The organism is Streptomyces europaeiscabiei (assembly GCF_001550375.1).
Classification (GTDB): domain Bacteria; phylum Actinomycetota; class Actinomycetes; order Streptomycetales; family Streptomycetaceae; genus Streptomyces; species Streptomyces europaeiscabiei.
Genome location: NZ_LRTR01000305.1, coordinates 1 through 2,916 on the forward strand (window position 1 = coordinate 1; position 2,916 = coordinate 2,916).

The window sequence follows — 2,916 nt, forward strand, 5'->3', positions numbered from 1 at the left end:
GCCGGTCCGCCGCCGGTAGCCGCGCCCCGAAGGTCCGCCCCCGCGCAGAAGCCCCGGCCCGTCGCGGTGATGACGACCGCGCGTACGGCGGGGTCGGCGGAGGCGTCGGCGAGGAGGCGGATGAGGCGTTCCCGCTGGTCGGGGGTGATCGCGTTCATCGCCTCGGGGCGGTTGAGAGTGATCCACGAGACGGCGTTGTCAGTGGCGTGCCGTATCAATGAGTCACGGGATTTTTCGGGATGTTCGGAGGGGAAAGCGGACATGTGGGTGCTCCTGTTGCTACGAGGAGTGATGGCGGCCCTGGGTGTGCTGCGCCGGCGCTCAGCGGCACACCGCCAGCGCGTCCAGGGCCACGGCCCCCTGCCCCCTCGGCAGCACCATCAGCGGGTTGATGTCCAACTCCGCGATCTCGTCCCCGAGTTCGAGCGCCATGCGCTGCACACGGAGTACGACCTCCACGAGAGCGTCCACGTCGGCCGGGGGAGCCCCGCGCACCCCGTCCAGCAGGGCCCGCCCGCGCAGTTCGGCGAGCATGGCGTGGGCCTGGTCCTCGGCGAAGGGGGGCACGCGTACGGCGGAGTCGCGCAGGACCTCCACGAGGACACCGCCGAGGCCGACCGTGACCGTGGGCCCGAAGAGGTCGTCGTGGGTGACGCCCACGACCATCTCCACACCCCGCTCGACCATCTGGCACACCAGCACCCCGTCGAGGGAGACGTCCTCGTAGCGGGCGATGTCGGTCAGTTCGCGATAGGCGTCGCGGATCTGGCTCGCGGAGGTCAGGCCGATCTTCACCAGGCCGAGTTCCGTCTTGTGGGCGATGCGGGCGCCGGACGCCTTCATCACCACCGGGTAGCCGACGAGGCTCGCCGCGCGTACGGCCGCCGCCGCGCTGGTCACCAACTGCTCGCGCGGCACGCGAATCCCGTACGCGCGCAGCAGCTGCTTGGCCGCGTGCTCGCTCAGCTGCTGCCCCGGCCGCATCAGCGCCTTCGCCTTGCGGAAGGAGGGCGAGGGGGAGCGCGGTGCCTCGTCGAAGGGGGAGCGGTAGGCGCTGGTGAAGCGGGTGTGGTCGAGGTGGGCGCGGACGGCCGTGATGCAGTTGGCGAAGGTACGGAAGGTCGCCACCCGGGACGACCCCAGCAGCGTCTCGCGGTACGCGGCCTCGGTGCCCACCGGCGACCCCCACACCACGCACACCAGCTTGTCCGTCCGCTCCGCCGCGGCCACCAGGTCCTGGGCGAGCTTGTCGCTCATCGGCGGGAAGGGGCCCGTGATGGGGCAGATCAGCACCCCCACCGCCGGGTCGTCGAGGATCGCGTCGAGGATGCGGGGGCCGCGCCAGTCGCCCACCGGATGGCCGCCGTTGTCCACGGGGTTGGCCACGCTCAGATAGTCGGGGATCCACTGGTGCAGCTCGGCCTGCTTGGCCTCGGAGAGCGTGGGGAGGGGCAGTCCGGCCTCGGTCGCCAGGTCGGCGAAGTGCGCGCCCGTGCCGCCCGAGATCGAATAGACGACGACGCCCTCGGGCCTTGGGGCGGCTGAGCCCGGGGTGGCCGAGTCGGGGGTGCGGGGTCGCCGGGCCCGTGCCAGCAGGGTGGCCGTGTCCTGGAGTTCGTCCAGCCCGTCGACGCGGATCACGCCGAACTGCCGCATCGCCGCGTCGACCACCGCGTCCGCGCCGGTGAGCTTGCCGGTGTGGGAGGCGGCGGTGCGGGCGCCGGTCTCGGTGCGGCCGACCTTGACGGCGACGACGGGGACACCGCGCCGGGCGGCCCGGTCGGCGGCGAGGAGGAAGGCGCGCCCGTCCTTGAGGCCCTCGACGTAGGCCGCGATGGCGCCGACCTCGGGGCGCTCGGCGAAGTAGGAGATGAAGTCGGCGGTCTCCAGATCGGCCTCGTTGCCGGTGGGGGCCCAGTGGGAGAGGCGGATGCCGAGTTCCTGGAGGGAGAAGACGGGCCGGCCCTGGTGGCCGGACTGGGTGATCAGCGCGATCGACGGGCCGTCGAGGTCGTCGCGGAAGCGCTCGAAGGCGTTGAGGTTGGTGTTGGGGCCGAGCAGCCGCAGACCGTCGGCGCGGGCCACGGCGGCGGCCAGCCGCTCCTGCGCGGCGGCACCCTCCTCGCCGGTCTCGGCGAAACCGGAGGCGAAGGCGACGGCGAACTTCACCTTGGCCTCGGCCAGTTCGTCGATCACGGGGAGGGGATCGGAGAGGAGAAGTACGGCGAGATCGACCTGTTCGGGCAGGTCGGCGACGGAAGGGACGCAGGGGATACCGAAGACCGACTCGCGCGTGGGGTGCACGGGGTGCAGCCGGGCGCCGACCCGTTCGGACCAGGCGAGCAGCTGCCGGGTGATCCCGGTGTTCGGCCGTCCCTCCGTGTCCGAGGCGCCGACGACGGCCACGGATTCAGGGCGGAAGAATCGGTCCAGATCGGGGACGTCGGCGTACAGCGGGCGTCCGCTGACGTCGAGGTCGCCGGCCTCGGCGGGCCTGCCGTGCACGACCTGCGTCGGGTGCTCGCCGCACGCGATGGCCCGGGCCCGGCGGGAGTCGGTGGTGAGGGTGCCGTGGGTTGATCCAAGCATCGGTCCGCCCGCTCCTGTGTGACAGCCAATTCAGTGACGTGACGCATTCACGTTTCTGACGACACGTCAGATTCAAGACTACTGAACTGACGCTGTGTCAGGAATGGGTGTGCGGGCAAAGTTACGCGGCAGTAAGGAAGTTGTACCCGCGCGGGGTGGCGGTCAGACGTCTACGGGCGCGTCTGTCTGCGGCCGAGCGCGGAGCGGGACGTTCGCCTTGTGGCTGCGTGCGGGCGGCACGGTGAAGCCCGGGGCGGCGGGTGCGGTCAGGGTGCGCCCGTGAAACGGGGGGCGCGGGCCGGGCCGGGGGTGGGGCTGGGCCGAGCC

2 protein-coding genes are annotated in these 2,916 nt (G+C 72.1%); both read right to left on the reverse strand.

Going from position 1 to position 2,916, the window contains the following annotated elements:
* Window positions 1–263, reverse strand: a 263-nt coding sequence (locus AWZ10_RS14965; RefSeq protein WP_167365953.1) for an enoyl-CoA hydratase/isomerase family protein, incomplete at its 3' end; no start/stop codon positions are given.
* Window positions 264–321: 58 nt separating this feature from the next.
* Window positions 322–2,589 carry an acetate--CoA ligase family protein gene (locus AWZ10_RS14970; protein ID WP_060891290.1) on the reverse strand — a complete coding sequence of 756 codons (2,268 nt, stop codon included), beginning with the start codon at window positions 2,587–2,589 and terminating at the stop codon, window positions 322–324.
* Between the last annotated feature and the right edge of the window lie 327 nt (window positions 2,590–2,916).

What these genes read in the sequence shown, in the direction of transcription:
- AWZ10_RS14970 (WP_060891290.1), bottom strand. Translation starts at nt 2,589, where the DNA reads ATGCTTGGATCAACCCACGGCACCCTCACCACCGACTCCCGCCGGGCC.